A 19,630-nucleotide genomic window follows, 5' to 3' on the forward strand; every position below is an offset into this window, starting at 1 on the left:
ACCCACCATCAGCTGGCGGGTCTTGCGACGCTCGGCGAGAACAGGAGCAGGCAAACCCGGCATGCCCAACGCGACGGTCACTCGGACAGTCCTTTCTCGACAGTGCGGCGGGACGCCTCGGCAATGGCATCCGCGGTGAGTCCCAGCGCGGTCAGCAGCCGCGCCCGTTTGGCAGGTTCGAGGAACTGCTGGGGAATCCCCAGCCCGGTCACCGGAACATCCGAACCGGCGTCCTGAAGCGCTTGTGCCAGCAGGGTTCCCGGCCCGCCGGCGCGTCCGCAGTCCGCGGCCACCACGACCGCGCGGTGCGCCCGCGCCAGCGCGACCAGCGCGTCGGGCACCGGCTGGATCCAGCGCGGATCCGCCACGGTCGCGCCGATGCCCATCTCGGCCAGCCGCGCCCCGGCCGCCACCGCGGGCCCGGCGAGCGGGCCGATGCCGACCACCAGCACGTCCTCCCGGACACCGCGGCTGAGCACGTCGACCGGCCCGTGCCGTTCGATCGCCTCGATGTCCGGACCCACCGCGCCCTTCGGGAACCGCACGACGGTCGGCGCGTCCGCCACTTCGATCGCCTCCCGCAGTTGGGTGCGCAGCTGCGCGGCGTCCCGCGGAGCGGCCACCCGGAGACCGGGAACCGCTTGCAGCAGCGAAAGATCCCACATGCCGTTGTGGCTCGGCCCGTCGTCGCCGGTCAGCCCCGCGCGGTCCAGCACGAAAGTCACGCCGGCGCCGTGCAGGGCGACGTCCATCAGCACCTGGTCGAAACAGCGGTTCAGGAACGTGGCGTACACCGCCACTACGGGATGCAGGCCGCCGTAAGCCAGCCCGGCCGCGGCCGCCGCCGCGTGCTGCTCCGCGATCCCGACGTCGAAGCACCGGCCGGGGTACTGCTCGGCGAACGGAGCGAGCCCAGTCGGGCCTCGCATGGCCGCCGTGATGGCGACGACGTCCTCGCGTTCGTTGCCCACCTTGATCATTTCGTCGCTGAACACCGAGGTCCACGACGGCGGCCCGGCGGGGGCCGTCCCGGTACCGGGGTCGAACGGGCCGATCGCGTGGTGCCGGTCGACCGGGTCCTTTTCGGACGGTGCGTACCCGGCGCCCTTGCGGGTCACGCAATGCACCACCACCGGCCGGTTCCGGGCGCGGGCGTCCCGCAGCGCGGTTTCCAGCGCGGTGATGTCGTGCCCGTCCACCGGGCCGAGATAGTCCATGCCCAGCGCGGAGAAAACGCCGCCGTCGCCGGGATCGCGCCGCAGCGCCGCGAGATGACGGCCGAGCCCGCCGACGGTCGGGTCGTACGCGCGGCCGTTGTCGTTCAGCACCAACACCACCGGCCGCTGCGCACCGGCGATGTTGTTGAGCGCTTCCCAGGCCATGCCTCCGGTCAGCGCGCCGTCGCCGACCACGGCTACCACCGCGCGATCGGAGACCTGCCGCACCTCGTAGGCCCTGGCGAGCCCGTCCGCCCAGGAAAGCGCGGCCGACGCGTGGGAATTCTCGATGACATCGTGGCCGGATTCGCGGCGGCTCGGATAGCCGGACAGCCCGCCCTCGCCCCGCAGCCCGGCGAACCCGTCCTGGCGGCCGGTGAGGATTTTGTGCACGTAGCACTGGTGCCCGACGTCCCACAGCAGCGTGTCGCACGGCGAATCGAAAACCCGGTGCAGGGCGAGGGTGAGCTCGACGACCCCGAGATTGGGCCCGAGGTGCCCGCCGGTCCGGGCGACCGCGGAGACCAGGAACCCGCGGATTTCTTCGGCGAGCGCGCCGAGTTCCGTTCCGGACAGCCCGTCGAGATCGCGCGGTCCCCGAATTCTCTCCAGCAAAGCCATGCGTCGTCCTCCTCGAGACGACCGGCAACGTACGGCGCCTTCCGGGCGGGCGACAAGGCGCCGGAGAGTGCCGCTCAACGTTTCCGCAACACCGTTCCGGCCGCGCTGTTGAAGCCTTGTTGACCCCGTATTGAGGACGGGCCCGGGGCCTTGTCCGCGGGCGCGCGGGCTCCCTACCGTCGGCAGGCACGGGGGAAATCGTCGGAATGGGACGGTCATGGAAAGCACATACAGCACCGGGAAACGGGATTTCGGCACGGCCATCCTGGACCGTTCCGACCGCATCGATCACCTGGTTTCGCTGGTCGGAAAACAACTCGAGAACAGCTGGGACGCCGAGGGCGCGCAGCTCGCCCGGATCTGCCACTACGCGTTGGTGCCCGGCGGGAAACTGTTCCGGCCGCTGCTGCTGCTCGAATCGGCGGGCGCGGTCGGCGCGGACGTCGAACAGGTGGTGCCCGCGGCGGCCGGCGCGGAAGCGGGCCACGTGGCGAGCCTGATCCACGACGACATCATCGACGGCGACGCGATGCGCCGCGGCCGCCCGTCGGTGCACGCCGCCTACGGCCGCGACGACGCGATCGTGGCCGGGGACGCGCTGATCTTCTATTTGTTCGCCGCGCTCGGCGAATGCGGCGAACGCGGGGTGCCGGACGAACGCGTCGCGCGCGCGATGACCGCGGTGGCCGCGGCCGGGATCGACCTGTGCCGCGGGCAGAGCATGGAAGCCGAACTGTGCGAGGGCTACGTCTGCGACGTTCCGTCCTATTTGGAAATGATCCGGCTGAAGACTTCGGCGTTGTTCCGCGCGGCCTGCGCCAGCGGCGCGATCCTCGGCGGCGGGCCGCCGGAATGGTGCACCGCGCTCGCCGGCTACGGCGAACTTCTCGGCTCGGCCTTCCAGATCCACGACGACCTGCTCGCCTACACGAGCGACGGCGACGCCATGGGCAAAGCCGTCACCAGCGACATCGCCAACCAGCGGCTGACCCTGCCGTTCCTGCTCGCGCGCGAACTCGGCGGCGAGGCGGTGTCCGCGGAACTCGACCGCCAGCTGCGCGGCACCGGCGACCCGGCCGCGCGCCTGGCCGCGGTTTCCGCACTGGTGCGCGAAGCGGGCGGGGTCGACGCGGCTGCCGACGCCGCCCGCGGATATGCCGTGCGCGCAACCGAAGTCCTCGAGGTGCTGCCCAGCACGCCGAGCAAGGAAACGCTGTCCTACTTCGCACAGGCGACTGTGAACCGATGCGGCTGAAAGAGATCCTCTTCGCGCACGTCGAAACGTGGCGGCCGTACACCGCTTGTTACGTCGGCCTCGTGGGATTGGCCGGTGCCGCACTGGCCGATCCGGCCGCGTCGCCGCTGCGGTTGCTGTGCGCCTGGGCGGTGCCGACGATCGGCTGGCTGGCCGGGCTGTACGGCGGCGACTACTTCGACCGGAACCTGGACGCGTCCGCGAAACCGCATCGGCCCATCCCGTCCGGCCGGATGCGCCCCGGCACCGCGCTGGGCATGCTGATCGGGCTCACCGCCGCCGGCGGGATCATCGGGCTCGCGGTGAACTGGCGGACGATCGGCCTCGTCCTTGTCGCCTTGCTGCTCGGCATCGCGTACAGCAGCTTCTTCAAAGGCCGCGGATTGGCCGGAAACGCGGTGCGCGGCCTCATTTCGGCGTTCGCGTGCCTGTTCGGGGCGATGACCGTAGCCGACCTCCCTCCGGCTACGGTCATCCCTCTGGCAGCTGCGTTCTGGTTGCACGACACGGGATCCAACCTGGTCGGCGCCCTGCGCGACGTGGACGGCGACCGCGAAGGCGGCTACGCGACCCTGCCGGTCCGCCACGGGCTGACCGTCGGTGTGCGGGTGGCCACCGGCACGGTCCTGGTCGCTTATCTGTGCGCGGTCGCGCAGTTCGTGGTTTCGTCCGCGGCTTTCGCCGCACTCGTCGTGTTCGCCTTGTCCGCCATAGCCGCGGTGGCCGCCCTCGCTCCATTGTGGACTCAGGAAGTGACCCGCCTGCGGGCTTATCGGGCGCATACCGTGCTGGTGCTCGAACGGGTCCTGCTGGCAGGCGCGTTCGTGACGCTGGGCTGCGGTCTCGCGGTCGGCGTCCCGATTACCGCGGTCGCGCTGGGCTGTGCGTGGGGGAGTCAGCGGCTCCTGCGTGCCCGGCACGAACTGGGCAATGACAAGTCCACTGTGGATGCCGAAGCGGTTCTGTCCTTCGTGGACCAGCAGCTGGCCGGACTGGCCGCCTGCGAAACTGGATTGCGGGCGCTGAACGGCTGGGCGCGGCTGATCGAGGTGCGACTGTCCGAACCGGACCTGGTGATTGTCTTGTGCACCGCGGACAACGCCGTACGACGGCTCTTCGCCGACGAGCCCGAGCCGGAACTGCCCCGGCTGACGATCACCACCACCGGCACGGTCTTCGCGGCGATCTTCCTGGACGGAACCAGCAATCCCCGCCGCGCCTACCTGACCCGCGCGTTGCGGATGGACGCGCCCGCCCGCGACATGATGCTGCTCAACCAGCTGTTCAACGAATTCCGCGGACCGCGCGGCCGAGCCACCGCCGTGCCGCGCGAACCGCTGCGCACCGGTCAGCTGCCGGAGCGAGTGGTCGTCAGCGACACCACGCTGCGCGACGGCGAGCAGATGCCCGGGGTGGCGTTCCGCCCGGACCAGAAACTGGAACTGGCCCGGCGGCTGGCGGCGTTGGGCGTGCCGATGATCGAAGCGGGCTTCCCGGTGGTGTCGGAAGACGAGAGCGCCGCGATCCGCGCCATCGTGGCCGCCGAACTGGACACCGTCGTCCAGGTGATTGCCCGCCCCGCCGACGCGGACGTGGACGCCGCGCTGCACACCGGCGCGCACAGCGTCGCGGTCTTCATCGGCACGTCCGAATCGCACTTGCGGCACAAACTGCGCATTGACGTGGACGAGCTGAAGCGTCGGGTGGACCGCGCGGTGCGGCGGGTCAAGGCGGCCGGACGGCAGGCGGTATTCGCCGCCGAAGACGCCACCCGCACCGACCCGGACGTCCTCGCCGCGGTGTACGAGGCAGCCGCGGACGCCGGTGCGGATGCCCTGGGCCTCGCGGACACCGCCGGGATCGCGCAGCCGTGGACGATGCGCGCGCTGGTGGAACGGGTCGGCGAGAGCTGCCCGTTGCCGCTGGCCGTGCACTGTCACAACGACCTCGGCCTGGCCACCGCGAACTCGCTCGCGGGTTTGCTCGGCGGCGCGTCCGGGGTGCAGTGTTCGGTGCTGGGCATCGGTGAACGGGCCGGGAACGCTCCGCTGGAACAGGTCGTCATGGCACTGGAAGCCGCGATGGGGCACTCGACCGGCCTCGACCTCCCGCTGCTGGAACCGCTGGCGCGGCACGTCGCTGGGCTCATCGGCGATCGCGTGCCCGCGTACGCTCCCGTCGTCGGCGCGCACGCGTTCGTGCACGAAAGCGGCCTCCACGTGGACGGGATCTCCCGCGACCCCAGCACTTACGAGCCGTACCCGCCGGAACTGGTGGGCAGGCAGCGCCGGATCGTGCTGGGCAAGCACTCCGGCCGCTCGGCCGTGACAGCCGTCGCCGCCGAACGCGGCCTGACGGTCGAACCCGCGGACATCGACGCGGTGCTGACAGAACTCAAACGCGGCGCGGTAGGCACGGACCGGGTAGCCGAACTGCTGACCCGCGCCCGCCCCGTTGCCTGAGGCACCGCAGCCACGCCGCTGATGCGAGTACGTGAGGGGAACCCTGACGGAATCAGATTCCGTCAGGGTTCCCCTCACGTACGTTCACCGAGAGCGAGGCCGCTTACCGCATCTGCTGAGAAAACCCCAATGTGGCATTGGGTGCATCTCACGCACCGAACGCCACATTGGGTGCATCTGACGCACCCAATGCCACACTGGGGTGCACCGTGCGGTCCCGGACATTCCTTGCCAGGGCGCGACACCCTGACTGCCATCCGTCTCAGCCAGCGTGCCCGACCCGGTCGGAAGCCTGGTCCTTCTTGGCGTTCTTCTTCGGCGACAGGCTCAGGTTGAGCCCCATCCGGCGGGCGCGGGGGAGGACCACCGAGGCCTCGCCGAGGAAGGTCAGGCCGAGCAGGATGCCCACCATGTCGGTGCCGCCCGCGATGTCCGCGTGCCAGTGCTGGGCCAGCAGAACCATGCCGACGCGCAGCGGGATCAGCGAAAGCCAGATCGTCACGGTGAGCCAGTTGTACTTCTGGTGCGGGAGGCCGTCGTGCTCGTAGAGCCGGATGGTGGCGCCGCGGCCGAGGCCCTCGCCGTACGCCGCGAGCACGAAGACGCCCAGCAGTTCCCAGTCCAGCGCGGTCGCCTTCGTGACGTCGCCGGCGGCCATGTAGATGCCGACGGCGAAGCAGACCACCGGAAGGACCAGCAGCCGTTTCGTGGACATCGGCGTGCCGCGCAGCCGGCGGATGATCGACCAGACGATGTAGGCGCCGCCGGCCACGAGGGCCACGATGTTCGAGATTTCGTCCAACGTCTTCCACATCGCGCAATCCGTTCCTCGGGGTCGGCCCCACGGTAGGCAGCGCACCCCCGGGCGGGCATCCACCCGGGGGTGCAAAGGAGGGTGGAATCCTGGGGCCGACCGGCCCGCTTCACCAGCTGACGGCGAGTTCGGTCACCCCGCCGGTCACCGATTCGGCCCGGCGCCGCGGCGCGTCCCCGTCCGCGGCGAGGTGCAGTCCGGGGAACCGTTTCGCCAGCGCGCCGAACACCGCTCGCAGCTCGATCCGGGCGAGCGTGTTGCCCACGCAGTACCGCATCCCGTGCCCGAAACCGAGGTGCGGATTGGGCGAGCGGGTGATGTCGAACTCGTCCGGCCGCTCGAACACCCGCGGATCCCGGTTCGCGGCGTGGTAGGCGAGCAGCACCGCGTCGCCGGAGGGGATGGTCGTGTCGCCCGCCGTCAGGTCTTCGGCCGCGTATCGGACCGAGCCTCCGGTGTCCTGGATGTTCGTCACGACCATCCGCAGGACTTCTTCCACCGCACCGGTGACCAGCCCGGGGTCGGCGGTCAGCTTCGCCCACTGCGCGGGGTTGCGGATGAACAGCACGGTGCCGAGGTCGATCCGGCTCATCGTGGTCTCGTATCCGGCGAACAGCAGCGCGGCCGCGAGCCGGGCCGCCTCCGGCAGTTCCACTCCGCCCGCCGCGGCCAGGTCGGAGAAGACGTCCTCGCTCGGTTCGCGCTTCTTCCGTTCCAGCAGTTCGGCCATGTAGACGCCGAACTCGATCTGCGCCGCGCGGCCCGCCTCCGGATCGCCGGTGCCCGAAAGCCGCGACGTCCAGGACCGGAACAGCTCGTAATCGTCGTACGGCGCCCCGACCAGCGTGCAGATGACCATCGCGGGCAGCCGCTGGGACAGCCCGGCGTGCAGGTCGGCGGGCGGTCCGGGGAGTTCGTCGAGCAGCGCGTCGACCCGTTCCTCGACGCTTTCCTGAAGCGCCAGCATCCGCTTCGCGGAAAACGCGGGCGTGAGCAGCTTGCGCATCCGGGTGTGCCGCTCCAGTTCGCCGTCGAACTCCTCGGTCGGACCGCCCTGCACCACCGAATCGTTGATCCGCGCCGCCGATTCCGGCGTGCGGTGGCCGCGCCGCAGCACCGGGCTGGAGGCCAGGTCCCGCACGAGGTCGTACCCGCAGACCAGCCAGGCCTCGTCCCCGGCGGGCGTGCGGACCTTCGTCAGCGGCTCGTCCTCGAGCAGGCGGTAGTACTGCGGGGCCAGCCGGGACAGGTCCTCGCTCGGCGGAAACGGCAATTCGTACACGGAACCTCCCGATGGCCCACCGCGGTGGGAACTGCGGACGGAGCCGGAACCCGGCCCCGTGCTCCCTCCTACCAGCCGGTCCGCCCGGCGCACAGCCGTCGCCGCCGGAGCGTCCACACCGGCTCAACGCCGCCCCAATCACCGCGCCGTACGGTCGGTTCGTCCAATCGTGGCGCGGGGTCCGGCCCTGCGCCGGGGAAGGAGCGACCCGGTGAATCCGTGCCCCCTGTACGTCGCGGGCGTCGGCGCCTGCCTGCCCGACCGGGAGACGGCCGAGGAAGCCGTCGCGGCGAACCGGTACGACGTCGAGTCGGCACAGACGGACGGCGTCCGCTCCGCGTGCGTCGAGACCGAGCGGTACCCGGCGGAAATGGCCGCGATCGCCGGACGGGGCGCGCTGGCCATGGCGTCCGCCCGCGACTTCGGCACGGTCCGCGCGGTGTTCCACTCCTACGTCGACTACCAGGGCGCGCACTACTGGCAGGCCGCCCCGTACGTCGCCCTGCACACGGTCGGCCGCGACGTCCCGTCGTTCGACGTGGTCCAGGAATGCAACGGCGCGATGGGCGCGCTCGAACTGGGCCGCCGGTTCGTGACCGGCCCCGACGACGCCGTGCTCGTCACCACCGGCGACCGTTTCGACAGCCCGTGGGTCCGCCGCTGGTACGGCGACCAGTCGGTGCTCGCCGACGGCGGGAGCGCGCTGCTGCTGAGCGGTTCCGGCGGATTCGCCCGGATCCTGTCGCTCTCGACGATGGCCGACAACTCCCTCGAAGGCGAGGCCCGCGGCGGCGGATTCGCCGGGGCACAGCAGCCGCCGGTCGACTTCGACGCGATGCGCAAACAGTTCCACGCCAAGGACTTGCCGATGCTGGAGCACTACGGCCGGATGGCCGCGCTGTTCGGCGCCTCCCTGCACCGCGTCCTCGACGAAGCAGGCATCACCGCGGCGGATCTGGCGTTCGCCGTCCCGGTGGTGACCACCGCCGCCCGCGCCGCCGACATCGCCGACCGTTTCCTCGGCATCCCGCTGGAGCGCACCAACTGGGAATTCGGCCGCACCACCGGCCATCTCGGCACCGGCGACCAGTTCGCCGGCCTGCACCACCTGGTCAGCACCGGCCGGGCCCGCAAAGGCGACCGCATCCTGCTCCTCGGCGGCGGGACCGGCTACACCATCACCTCGGCGGTCCTGGAGATGCTGGAAGACAGCCCGGACCCCGAACGGAACTGACCATGCCCGACGAGTCCCGGCTGTCGGACGCGAGCTGTCGAGAGGAGACGGGCGGTCTGGGCGAGCGGGTCCGTGCGGCCGGTCGGACTCGTCCGGCTGCCGGAAGCCGCCCGGACGACCGAATCCGCTCGGCTGCTCCGGTTCACGTGTCTGATCTGGCCCGCTCGGTTGAGCCGACCCGCCTGGCCGGACCGTCCGGCCGGACCGACCCGGTCGGCGCAGGGCTGACCGCGCTTCCCCTCCTCTACTCCCGCTGCGAGGCCGCGCTGCAGCCCGGACGGACCGGCGGCGCGGTGCGCGAACACCCCGCCCGCCGGGGGACCGGGCTGCCGTTCCGGGAGGCCGCCTTCGACGCCCGGTCGCGGATCCTCGGCGTCCTGGCCTCCTGGGCGGGACTGGTGGCCGCCGAACGACAGGTCGCGGCACCGCGGCGGACCGTGCCGGAGCTGGTGCGTTTCCTCGCCGCGCACCGGGACTGGCTGGCCGCGCACCCCAGCGGCGCGGACTTCCTCGACGAGCTCTCCGACCTCATCTCCTCCGCGACCGCCGCCCTGGACGACCCGCGCCCCGCCGTCCCGGTCGGGAACTGCCCGGTCGGCGGCTGCCGCGCCCCGGTGCACCTGCGGCCCGCCACCGCCACAGTCGCCTGCGAAGCCGGGCACGACCTGCCCCCGGCGGACTGGCTCGACGTCCGCACCCGCGAACAAAACCGGCGGCGCACCGTGCCCACCAAGGAAGCCGCGCTCGCCGCCGGAGTGCCCGAGGCGACCGTCCGGCAGTGGGCGCGCCGGGGCAAACTGACCCGCTACGGCTCCGCCCGCCGCGCGGAGTACTGCCTGGACGAACTCACCGCCCTCCGCACCGGCGAGGCCCGCCCGCACGCCGGTTGACCGTCGAAGCCAGGATGCGCACCCGCCCGGATCTGCGACGATGGGGACGATCGTGTCGAAGACGGGAGCGTTGATGGACGAGTCGAGCCGCCGGGATGTGTGGCGCCCGGGCCAGGACTGCCAGGCGGTGGCCACGGCCCGCGCGCTGGGCCAGGACGTGGACAAGATCCACGGGGACGCATGGGGCGTCGTGGGCACGTTGGGCGACAGCGTCTGCTACGTCGGCGTCTCGGACAAAGTCGAGGCGATCCACGAAGCGCTGGCGCGCCGGATCCGCGAGCGCGACCTGCCCGTCCGGCTGCTGGCCCCGAACTACTCGGGCGGGATCTCGGACGGCCAGCGCAACGGCACGCCGCAGATGCGGTACTCGCTGATCGGCCGCGAGACGACGAACGACGGGCTGTCGCTGCATTTCGAGGGCAGCGAGATCCGGGGAACCGTCGCCGTGGTGGCGTGCGACAAGCCCCCGGTCGGGGCGACGGCGGCGATCCTGGAGCGCGACGTGCCCGCGGTCGTGCTCTCCGACGGGTCCATCCGGCCGGGCACGGACCCCGAAACCGGGGAGCGGATCGACCTGGTCAGCTGCTTCCAGGTCGCCGGGGACCCGGACGCGGCCAAACGCGAGCGGTGGGCGCGCAACGCGTGTCCCGGGCACGGCAGCTGCGGCGGGATCTTCACCTACAACACGATGCAGTCGTTCATCGCCGTGCTGGGGCTGGAGCCGCTGCACATGGTGTCGCCGGCGTCCGAGGATCCGCGGCGGACCGGGGAATTCCCCGAACAGATCGTGGACTGCCTGGAAATCATGACGCAGCGGGGGATCACGCCGCGGCAGCTGGCCACCTCGGCGGCGTTCCGCAACGCCGCGGTCGTGGCGATCGCGCTGGGCGGCTCGACGAACGTGGTCCTGCACGCGCCGGAGATCGCCCGCGCGGCCGGCCTCGACTTCTGGTCGGAGGTCATGACGCAGCAGGAGTTCAACCGGCTCTCCCGGAGCGTCCCGGTGCTCGTCGACGCCCGCCCGTTCGGGCAGTACAGCATGGTGGACATCGACGCCGCCGGCGGCCTGCAGGCGGTGGTGGCGGAACTGCTCCGGCACGACCTGCTCGACGGCTCCGCGCTGACCTGCACCGGCGAGACGCTCGGCGAGCAGGTCGAACGGCTCGCCCCGCCCGCCCCGGACAGCGAGGTGATCTTCCCCGTCGCCGAGCCGTTCAAGCCGACCGGCGGCCTGCGGCTGCTCTCAGGCAACCTCGCCCCCGAGGGCGGCGCGGTGATCAAGCTGGCCGGGGTCGAGACCGGCGTCGTCGACGGCCGGTTCGAGGGACGGGCGCGCGTTTTCGACAGCGAGCAGGCCCTGCTGCGGGCACTCGTCGAGACGCCGGACGAATTCGCGGACCGGGACATGGTCGTCATCCGCTACGAAGGCCCGAGGGGCGCTCCGGGCATGCCCGAAATGCTCGACCCGACCTCCCGCATCACCGCGCTGTGCCGGAGGAAAGGCATCTCCGTCGCGCTGATGACCGACGCGCGGTTCTCCGGAGGATCGGTCGGACTGGTCATCGGGCACGTCGGCCCGGAGGCCGCGCTCGGCGGCCCCATCGCCCTCGTCGAAGACGGCGACACGATCACCGTCGACCTGAACACCGACACCCTCGAGTGCGCCGAACTGGCCGACCCCGCCGTCCACCAGGCTCGCCTGGCGAAGTGGCACCAGGCCGCCGAAGCGAACGGTGGCGTCCACCCGCTGGTCCGCCCGGTGACGTCCCGCCTGCTGCGCCGCATGCGCGCCCTCGCCGCCTCCGCGATCGAGGGCGCGGGGATGTCGGAGGTCTCTTCCTGACCGATCGTTCGTCCACTGTGGACAGCGAGCGGAGTGCTCGATCCGGGGAAAGCGAAGGCCTCCTTGCCCGCAACGGCAAGGAGGCCTTCATCAGTCCACTATGGACTTACCACCACGGCGTCACCGGCATTTCAGGACGCCGTCGGAGATCGCCACTCCGCCGACCGTGCCGTTGGCAGCGGGAGTGAACACGAACCGCCAGCCCGGCTTCTCCGCGATGGGCATCTCGAACCGCCCGGCCTCGGCGAGCTTCAGGCCGCGCGCGTCGTACGCCTTGTGCAGGTCCGCCAGCGACGAGCCGATGCCGATGCCCTCCGCGGTCTTGGCGTCGGGCGGCGCGCCCAGCTCGTGCACGCCGTTCTTGCCGAACGACGCGCCACCGGCCGCGGCGAACGCCTTGTCGCGCTCTTCCCGCTTGCCCGCCAGTTCGGCGCTCGCCATCGCGGAGTCGGCCGCCAGCTGGGCCGCTTCCGCGTCCTTGGCGGCTGCTTTCGCCAATTCCGCGGCGGACTTGCCGGTGTTCTCCTTCGAGTCCCGGTCCGCCGCGTCGGACTTGGCGTAGAGCTCGTCGGCCTTCTTCTGCGCCGCGGCCTCGGCCGCGAGTCTGGCCTGGTCCGGCGCGGGGCCGCCCTGCCAGCTCAGGACCGTGCAGCCGTCCAGCATGGAGACCGGCGCGTTGGCGAGCTTCCCGGTGGCGAGCGCCGCCTCCTTGGCCATCCCCGGCGCGATGCCGCGGTAACCGCCCGCGCCGAAAACCTCGGCGTGCGCGGCAGCGGTTTCCGCCGGAGCAGCCGCGGTCCCCGACGAACACGCCGCCAGCCCGCTGACGGCGGCGACCGCCACGACCGCACGGCCTGCGGACAGGACAAAACCCTTGTGCATCTGATTCCCCTCGTACGGACCCAATCCTGCGGGTCGTCGTTCCCGGTGCACCGAGATATCCGACAACCTACCGGAACCGGACGAGGCCTCCCATCGATTACCGGACGGCGCGACGGGCAGGTGTGATCGCCGCGACACGGCTGGGTTGCCGCGGCAGCGAGACCGCTATGGGATCTCGCCTTCGCGAAAACGCGCATCCGCAGATGCGTTTCGCGTTTCAGGAACTTTCGGCATTGCGCCTAGGTCAAGTTCCGTTTCTGTCGATTCGGTGCAGTGGCTCCGAATGCGTCAGCCGCGGGCCTTGGATAAATCAGAAACCTAGCGAAATTATTGCCGCACGAAGAACAGAGCGAAAAGGGCCGCCTGGTTTCCCGGCGCACCTAATGCGGTTGCCGATGGTCACCCGATCGTGGTGGTCTGATGCGGTGATCGACATCGAGTGGGAGCATCCGCTGCACCAACGCGGCGTTGCCTCGGGCGTGGCCGTGACGAGCGGTCACGTCATCGTCCACGAGCGCAGCACCAGGCTGGTGAGCCTCGACCCGGCCGACGGTGCTGTGCGGTGGGATGTTCCGATCGGCACCTGGCCGCGGGCGGTTGCCGTCGTCGGTGATCGGTGCCTGGTGATCCCGCAGAACAACCCCCGATTGTCCTGTTTGGACCTCGCGACCGGGCGCGAGATCTGGACCGCGCACGTCCCCGCAACCCCCGGACATCTGGTCGTTTCGGCGAACGTCGTGCTCGTCGGCGGCTGGCGCGGGTACACGCCGCTCCGCGCGTTCGATCTCGCGACGGGGCGGCTCCGCTGGGAAACCGAGCAGCGAATCCGCACCGTGCTGCCCGTGCCCGCCGGTGACGGCTTCCTGATCGGCGTACCGGGCGACATCCGGGGGCGCTTGATCGATCGGCACGACGGCCGGGTACGGGCCGCATGGCGGCTTCCGCAGCCGCTCGTGGACAACGACGCTGGATCCAGCATCGCGGAGGTCGGGCCCGGCCGTTTTCTGCTGCGTTGCGGCCGACGTGCCCTGGCTGAAATCGACCTGTCGTCCGACACTGCCCGCGAGTTCGTCCAGGCCGAGACTGACCTTGTGGCTGCGGCGCCGGAACAAGCCGGAGGATTGCTGTGGCTGCCTGAACCTCGCGGCTACACGGTCGTGGACCCTGCCGCGGGCCGCCTGCTGTGGCGGGTCGATGTCGGGGAGCGACTCGTCGGCCAGGTGTTCCCGACCGCCGACGGCTTCCTGATCGCCGGCACCTCCGGCGTGCTGTTCCACCTGACTTCCGACGGACGGCTCGCCAATCGCACCCGCGTGGCCCGGCGGATCTGGGCGCTGCGCAGCGCCGCACCCGATCGGCTGTTCGCGGTAGCCAAGGGCAGCCTGATCGCCATCGCGGTCAGGAACAGCGCGTGTTCATAGAAAGCGCGCGCCGCCCTCCAGTTCGAGCAGTTGGCGATCGGACGACTGGAAGATCAACACGTTGTTGATGTTCACCGTCCACTCGTTGACGAACCTGTCCGGGTGAAAATACGGCAGCCGGATCTCCTGCATCCGCGCGGCGAGCATGCCGCTGGCGACCCCGGTGAACGCGGGCTGGCCGGGCATCACCTCGAGCAGCACCTCGTCCGCCAGGACCAGCCCGGGCCGCAACGAGACGATCAGGGACGGCGACACGGGAAAGTCCGACCGGACAAGCACTTCCACCTCGAAGCCGGGCGGCCGCGCCGTCGCTGCGTACTCCGGCGGCGAGTCGTGCGCGAGCTTGGCAGCGACCACGGCGGCGGACGCAGCACTAGGAGGTTGCGGCTGGCCCGGAACCGGGCGGAGGTCGCCGAAATCGACCGTCAACGGACCGAACCGCAGCGGGCCGGGCTCGATCGGCCGGACGACCACCTGTGCGGTGCTGGCCAGTCGCTCGTCGTCTTCGTACCCCGCGGGCAGGAGCAGGTCGACGTCGGTTTCCGGCCCGAGGTCCTGGCCGAGCCCGCGCGCGAGGGCCTCGGATTCGGCAAGCAGGTTGAGAGCGAGATCCACGACGTCGTCGACCGCGTCGACGAGGTCGCTGCCCAGTTCGTCGATCCGCTCCTCGCGCCGGCCCCGCAGGCCCAGCCGGCTCGACCGCGGGAGTTGCGCCCGAGCCTTCTCGTAGGCCTTCGGCCCGAAGAGCGGGAGCGCCTCGGTCAGCGCCCGGAACGCCGCCTCGTTCAACGTGTCGAGAGCCGCGGGCACGGCGTCGGGGCGGCCTGCGGAGAGGGAGCACAGCGCCACGTACCGCTCGGCCACCGCGATCTGCAGCGGGGACTTGGCCGAGGCTGCCGCGGCGGCCTCGCGGAACAAGTCACGCGCGCGGGCTAGCTCGGCGGCCCGTGAGCGCGGCTCGGGCGCGGTGCTCGCGTCGCGCAACGCCCGCTGCCCGGCGCCCAACGCGACCGTGTACCGCTGGTCCAGCAACTCGTCCAGCTGACGGCCGATCCCGGCCATCTGCTCGCTGAGGCGGTCTTCGCTGGCCACGAGTTCGCCCAGCAGCTCCGAGGCCAGCCCGCTGAGCTCGTCGTTCCCGGTGAGCGCACGGATCAGCTGGGAAGCGCCGTACTTCGCGGCGATCGTGGCGATCGCGGTCAATGGCTCCACCTGGCTCACCTTAAGGCCAGGTCAGTGCGCGCAGGTCCGGATTGAGTCATCCGGGTCAGGCATCGGTCTCGGTCCGGCTGGCGTACTCGGCCAAGAGCGCTTCGAGCTGTTCGGTCATGAAGACGTAGTAGTCGCGCATCTGCCGCAGCCGGGCGCGTTGCTCGGCTGCCAGGTGTTTGCCGTGTTCTTGTGCGCTCTCGGCCAGTTCGAGCAGTTCGCGGGTCGCGTTCACCTGGTGCTGCAGGCAGCCCAGCCAGGCGTCGTCGCGCCAGCGGTAGACGAACTGGCGGCTGCCGGGCTTCTTGGTCCGCTCGACGACGCCGTTGACCATCAGCAGCCGCGTCATCTCGGACACGGAACCCTTGCTCGCGTCGAGCGCGTCCTGGAGTTCGCCGAGGGTCAGGGGTTTTTCGCTGAGCAGCAGCACGCCGCTGGTGCGGCCCGCCATCGGCGGCCAGCCCATCGCCCGGCCGATGCGCAGGCCGAAGTCCTCGACGAGCGCGTGCTCGGCGGACCGGTCGGGCAAGGTCATCGGCACCTCACGGTTGCTCAGGAAAAACTGAACGTTCACTCTTGACTGAACGTACGGCCGGGGATCATTCTAGCCGCCACGGAGACCGGCGAAGGGGCAGGCACATGGCGGACAGCGGCTGGGACCTCATCGTGGTCGGAGCCGGATCCTCGGGAGCGGCGCTGGCGGTCCGCTCGGCGGAGCGGGGCAAGCGGGTCCTGCTGCTCGAGGCCGGTCCGGACTACCGGTCCGCGGAGATGCCCGAAGCGTGGCGCTCGCCCAATCCCATCGTCGCCCTGCTGGACCCGGCCGCGGCCAAAGAGCTGGTGTGGTCGGGACTGGACTCCACGCGCACGGACAAACAGCCGCCGGCGCTGTACTGGCGCGGCCGGGGCGTGGGCGGCAGTTCGTCGATCAACGGGCAGATCGCGATCCGCCCGCCGATGGCGGATTTCGCTGATTGGGCGCTGCCCGGCTGGGGACCGGCCGACGTGCTGCCGTACTTCGCGAAGCTGGAGGACGACGAGGCTTTCGGCGACGAGCCCTACCACGGCCGCGGCGGCCCGACTCCGATTTACCGTATGCCGCAAGAGAAGTGGGGCGCGGTCGACGCCGCACTGCGCCGCTCGGCGATCGCCGCGGGCTACGGCTGGGCACCGGATGTGAACGCTCCGGGAGCCAGCGGCGTCTCGCCGTATCCGATCAATTCCCGCGCCGGGCGGCGGGTTTCGGTCAACGACGCCTACCTGGAACCCGCCCGGGCGCTGCCGAACCTGACCATCCGCGGCGACGCACTCGTGGACCAGGTGCTCTTCGACGGCAACCGCGCGATCGGCGTCCGGGCCGTCATCGGCGGGACGGCCACAACGGAGCTCGCCGACACGGTCGTGTTGAGCGCAGGCGCGATCCACACGCCGACGATCCTCCAGCGCTCCGGCGTGGGACCCGCGGGTCAGCTGCGGTCGCTCGGCATCGACGTCCGCGCGGACCTGCCGGTCGGCCGCGGCCTGCAGGACCATCCGATCGCGATGATCCAGCTCCCGCTGACCGAAGCGGCGGCGATCAAGACGCCGGACGACCGGCACACCAACGTCTGCGTCCGCTTCACCAGCGGCCCCGGCGCGCCCGAGGGCGACCTGATGTTCGTCTCGATGAACCAGAGCGTGCTCGCCATGGCGTTCGCGGACACCGGAGCCGGGGCCGGTTCGTACGGGGTGTGGCTCAACCAGAACTATTCGCGCGGCGAGGTCAGCCTGATCTCCACTGATCCGGACGCGCAACCGTTGGTGCGCCAGCGAATGCTCTCCGACGAACGCGACCTGCCGCGGCTGCGCGCCGGCGTTCGAGCACTGGTCGAACTAGCTTGCGCCGACGAGACCGCGCCGATCCTCAGCGGTTCGTTGGAGAGCGCGAACGAGGAGCTGTTCGCCGTGCTGGACAACGACAGTGAGCTAGACGACCACCTGCTCGCCACCGCAGGCGACTCGCAGCACGCCACCAGCACGTGCCGGATGGGCGACCCCGGACACCGCGACACCGTGGTCGATCCCGACTGCCGAGTACTCGGCTTCGACGGCCTGCACGTGGTCGACGCGTCGATCTTCCCTTTCGTTCCCCGGGCCAACACCAACCTGGCGTCGATCATGGCGGGCGAGCTGATGGCCGAACGACTCGACCGCTAAAAGATCCAGATTCCTCTCCGCTGAAACCCGGGTCCCGCTCCCAGCGACAAAAAAGAATTCCGAATCGAACAACCGCGCTGGATCGCGCAGTAGCAATGCCGCGAAAGGCGCGCTATGGTGCTGCTGGCTCGTGGGGGACTTTGCCTGGAGGGGAAAATGACCACACTGGACAACCGGCCGAAAACGGCATTGCTCGTGATCGACGTGCAGAACGCGGTCGTTTCCGGCGCGCACGCGCGGGACGAGGTCGTCGCGAACGTGGCGGAACTGGTGGCCAACGCCCGCGAACACGCGGTGCCGGTGGTGTGGGTGCAGCATTCCGACGAGCAGCTCGCCTCGGGGAGCGAGGAGTGGCAGATCGTGCCCGAACTCGCCCCCGCGGAGAGCGAGCGCCGGGTGGAGAAGAACTACGCGGATTCGTTCGAGGGCACCGCACTGGAAGAAGTGCTCTCGGATCTGTCGGTCGGCAAGCTCGTGGTAGCCGGCGCGCAAACCGACGAGTGCATCCGGGCCACGCTGCACACGGCGATCGTGAAAGGGTACGACGCGCTTCTGGTCGCCGACGCGCACACGACCGAGGACCATTCCGAATGGGGCGCCCCGCCGCCGGATCAGGTCATCGCGCACACGAACCTCTATTGGACCTACCACCGCGCGCCGGGTCGTTCGGCGGGCACGGTGCGGACGAAGGAAATGGACTTCGCCGCCATCGACTGAACCGTCTCCGCCCCGGGCCCACTGAGGAGGGTGGCTCGGGGTTGCTGCCGACGCCGCGCTTCACGCAGGTGTCGGGCTGATGCCCAGCCTGGCCGCGACTTCGGTCCGTTCAGCGTAAGGCTGATTGCACCAGTCGTGCGAGCGCAATTTCCTGGTTGATCAAGCGTGTCGATACGCGGTAACCGTCTCAAGTGGACAGTCGTCCACGCCGCCAGCCGGCTCGAGCGCATCCCGCCGCTGCGCCGTTCGGGCGCGCGCATTGCGCCAAACGTGAACCTACCTTCGTCGGTGTCGCGATTGCCCGGAACTGTTCGAGAATCACGAACCTCAGGTTGATCACGTTCCGTTTCCACAACGAGACGGTTGGAGGCTCATGATCCGGTCACCCGACGCCCGGGGGAGGAGATCCCTCCGCAGCTAGCCGAGTCCGGCACCGAATCCGGAAGCCCGGAGGCGGGCTTCCCCTGCGGTGCACGTCCTTTCTCTCCCGTTCCGCGCAGGAGGAAACACATGCGATCGACACGTTTCAGGCTGAGCGTCCTCGCCGTCGGCTCGTTCGGCACGCTGGCCCTCGCCATGACCACCGTGCCCGCCGCGTCCGCAGCGGCGACACCGGCCGCGGTCATGAGCAGTCTCGGCTCCGCCACCGGCGGGCACTACCTCGACGACAGCGGCGCCTCGGTCGTCACTGTGCTCAACAACGCCGACGCGGCCAAGGTGCGCGCTTCCGGCCTGAACGCGCAGGTGGTGAAGTACAGCCTGAGCCAACTCAGCACGGTGAAACAGCAACTGGACGCGACCGGCGGCGTGCCCAGCGCAGGCTGGGGCCTCGACCTCGCGCACAACCAGGTCGTCGTCGACGTCTACGACGCCACCCCGAAGGCACAGAAGGACGCGCTGCTCGAGACCGCCCGCCAGCACGGCGACATGGTCCGCGTCGAACACCATCCCGGTGCCATGTCGTTGTTCATCAAGGGCGGCGACAAGATCAGCAACGGCCAAGCGTCCTGCTCCAACGGATTCAACGTGGAGAAGGACGGCAAGAAGCTGCTCCTCTCCGCAGGCCACTGCGAAAAACTCGGCGGCGGCGGTCCGTGGAACGACGGCAAGACCGTCGACGCGGTGTTCCCCGACGAAGACAACATGCTCGTGGAGAACGCTTCGGGCGAAGGACCGAGCGAGATCAACGACGGCACCAAGATCACCGAATTCGCCGACGCGACGGTCGGCGAGGAGATGAAGCGCGCCGGGATCACCTCCGGCGTGACGTCGGGCAAGGTCACCAAGGTCGACTACACCTTCGAAGCCGAGGGCTACACGGTCTACCACGAGTTCTGCACGACCGCCCACTCCGACCACGGCGACTCCGGCGGCCCGGCCTACGACGGGAGCAAGGGTCTCGGCACTCTCTCCGGGGGAGACACGCAGACGTCGTGCTTCTTCCCGGCGACACTGTCGGCCAAGAGGTACGGGGTGACGCTGCCCCAGTCCTGATCCTCGGGTGCCGTGGGGAGGCTCTGGAGTCTCCCCACGGCATTTCCGTGAGTTTAAGGGCGATAAACGCGCTGCAGGCCGCAATTGCGAAGC

At 70.3% G+C, this 19,630-nt stretch carries 15 protein-coding genes; 9 read left to right on the forward strand and 6 right to left on the reverse strand.

Going from position 1 to position 19,630, the window contains the following annotated elements; translation table 11 throughout:
• Positions 1-77 precede the first annotated feature (77 nt).
• Positions 78-1,838, reverse strand: coding sequence for a 1-deoxy-D-xylulose-5-phosphate synthase (locus WA670_RS21685; protein ID WP_336158682.1), 1,761 nt, complete (start codon positions 1,836-1,838; stop codon positions 78-80).
• A gap of 217 nt (positions 1,839-2,055) precedes the next feature.
• Here WA670_RS21685 and WA670_RS21690 point away from each other — a divergent pair, with 217 nt between their 5' ends.
• Together WA670_RS21690 and WA670_RS21695 are read left to right on the forward strand one after the other, a co-directional pair.
• Positions 2,056-3,093: a polyprenyl synthetase family protein gene (locus WA670_RS21690; protein WP_336158683.1), complete on the forward strand. Its 1,038-nt coding sequence runs from the start codon at positions 2,056-2,058 to the stop codon at positions 3,091-3,093.
• Positions 3,084-5,555: a UbiA family prenyltransferase gene (locus WA670_RS21695; protein WP_336158684.1), complete on the forward strand. Its 2,472-nt coding sequence runs from the start codon at positions 3,084-3,086 to the stop codon at positions 5,553-5,555. Before WA670_RS21690 ends, WA670_RS21695 begins: the two co-directional genes overlap by 10 nt.
• 262 nt (positions 5,556-5,817) lie before the next feature.
• Here WA670_RS21695 and WA670_RS21700 read toward each other — a convergent pair whose 3' ends face one another.
• Together WA670_RS21700 and WA670_RS21705 are read right to left on the reverse strand one after the other, a co-directional pair.
• Entirely contained in the window at positions 5,818-6,369 is a 552-nt protein-coding gene (locus WA670_RS21700) for a hypothetical protein (RefSeq protein ID WP_336158685.1), read from the reverse strand.
• 109 nt (positions 6,370-6,478) lie between these two features.
• The gene (locus tag WA670_RS21705; RefSeq protein WP_336158686.1) at positions 6,479-7,651 is read right to left on the reverse strand and encodes a cytochrome P450; all 1,173 of its coding nucleotides are present in this window, start codon (positions 7,649-7,651) and stop codon (positions 6,479-6,481) included.
• Positions 7,652-7,862: 211 nt separating this feature from the next.
• On the opposite strand from WA670_RS21705, the gene WA670_RS21710 reads away from it, so the two are divergent.
• The 3 genes from WA670_RS21710 (at position 7,863) to WA670_RS21720 (ending at position 11,618) form a co-directional block, all read left to right on the forward strand.
• Positions 7,863-8,885 carry a ketoacyl-ACP synthase III family protein gene (locus tag WA670_RS21710; RefSeq protein WP_336158687.1) on the forward strand — a complete coding sequence of 341 codons (1,023 nt, stop codon included), beginning with the start codon at positions 7,863-7,865 and terminating at the stop codon, positions 8,883-8,885.
• A gap of 146 nt (positions 8,886-9,031) precedes the next feature.
• Positions 9,032-9,775 (forward strand): hypothetical protein, encoded by a 744-nt coding sequence (locus WA670_RS21715; protein ID WP_336158688.1) that lies wholly within the window; start codon positions 9,032-9,034, stop codon positions 9,773-9,775.
• A gap of 52 nt (positions 9,776-9,827) precedes the next feature.
• Positions 9,828-11,618: a dihydroxy-acid dehydratase domain-containing protein gene (locus WA670_RS21720; protein WP_336158689.1), complete on the forward strand. Its 1,791-nt coding sequence runs from the start codon at positions 9,828-9,830 to the stop codon at positions 11,616-11,618.
• Between the two features lie 120 nt (positions 11,619-11,738).
• Here the strand turns inward: WA670_RS21720 and WA670_RS21725 are convergent, their stop codons facing one another.
• Positions 11,739-12,500, reverse strand: coding sequence for a hypothetical protein (locus WA670_RS21725; RefSeq protein ID WP_238606743.1), 762 nt, complete (start codon positions 12,498-12,500; stop codon positions 11,739-11,741).
• Positions 12,501-12,622: 122 nt separating this feature from the next.
• Between WA670_RS21725 and WA670_RS21730 the strand changes: the two genes are divergently transcribed.
• Positions 12,623-13,921 carry an outer membrane protein assembly factor BamB family protein gene (locus tag WA670_RS21730; protein ID WP_336158690.1) on the forward strand — a complete coding sequence of 433 codons (1,299 nt, stop codon included), beginning with the start codon at positions 12,623-12,625 and terminating at the stop codon, positions 13,919-13,921.
• Here the strand turns inward: WA670_RS21730 and WA670_RS21735 are convergent.
• Positions 13,916-15,133, reverse strand: a complete 1,218-nt coding sequence (locus tag WA670_RS21735) for a hypothetical protein (protein ID WP_336158691.1) — start codon at positions 15,131-15,133, stop codon at positions 13,916-13,918. The genes WA670_RS21730 and WA670_RS21735 overlap by 6 nt on opposite strands.
• 55 nt (positions 15,134-15,188) lie before the next feature.
• Positions 15,189-15,665 carry a GbsR/MarR family transcriptional regulator gene (locus WA670_RS21740; protein WP_037814587.1) on the reverse strand — a complete coding sequence of 159 codons (477 nt, stop codon included), beginning with the start codon at positions 15,663-15,665 and terminating at the stop codon, positions 15,189-15,191.
• A 104-nt stretch (positions 15,666-15,769) separates the two neighbouring features.
• Between WA670_RS21740 and WA670_RS21745 the strand changes: the two genes are divergently transcribed.
• The 3 genes from WA670_RS21745 (at position 15,770) to WA670_RS21755 (ending at position 19,537) form a co-directional block, all read left to right on the forward strand.
• Positions 15,770-17,326: a GMC family oxidoreductase gene (locus WA670_RS21745; RefSeq protein WP_336158692.1), complete on the forward strand. Its 1,557-nt coding sequence runs from the start codon at positions 15,770-15,772 to the stop codon at positions 17,324-17,326.
• A 156-nt stretch (positions 17,327-17,482) separates the two neighbouring features.
• Entirely contained in the window at positions 17,483-18,043 is a 561-nt protein-coding gene (locus WA670_RS21750; protein WP_037814504.1) for an isochorismatase family protein, read from the forward strand.
• A 510-nt stretch (positions 18,044-18,553) separates the two neighbouring features.
• On the forward strand, positions 18,554-19,537 hold the full coding sequence (locus tag WA670_RS21755) for a S1 family peptidase (RefSeq protein ID WP_043827530.1): 984 nt from the start codon (positions 18,554-18,556) through the stop codon (positions 19,535-19,537).
• Positions 19,538-19,630: the final 93 nt, after the last annotated feature.

The organism is Amycolatopsis sp. VC5-11 (assembly GCF_037034185.1).
Taxonomy (GTDB): domain Bacteria; phylum Actinomycetota; class Actinomycetes; order Mycobacteriales; family Pseudonocardiaceae; genus Amycolatopsis; species Amycolatopsis nivea.